A 231-nucleotide genomic window follows, 5' to 3' on the forward strand; every position below is an offset into this window, starting at 1 on the left:
GTGCTATTCGGAATTCAACGACATCATCGCGTCGATCGCCGAAATGGACGCGGACGTGATCACGATCGAGACGTCGCGCTCGGACATGGAGCTGCTCGACGCGTTCGACGGCTTCCGGTATCCGAATGAAATCGGGCCGGGCGTGTACGACATCCATTCGCCGAACATCCCGACGCAGGAGCACATCGTCGGCCTGATGAGGAAAGCCGCCGAGCGGATTCCGGCGCATCG

At 61.0% G+C, this 231-nt stretch carries 1 pseudogene; it reads left to right on the plus strand.

The annotated features are described in order from the left end of the window. Window positions 1–231 (plus strand): annotated as a pseudogene (locus tag SB816_RS35315) (5-methyltetrahydropteroyltriglutamate--homocysteine S-methyltransferase); the annotation flags it as partial.

This window comes from Achromobacter sp. SIMBA_011 (genome assembly GCF_046535435.1).
Lineage (GTDB): Bacteria > Pseudomonadota > Gammaproteobacteria > Burkholderiales > Burkholderiaceae_B > Achromobacter > Achromobacter dolens.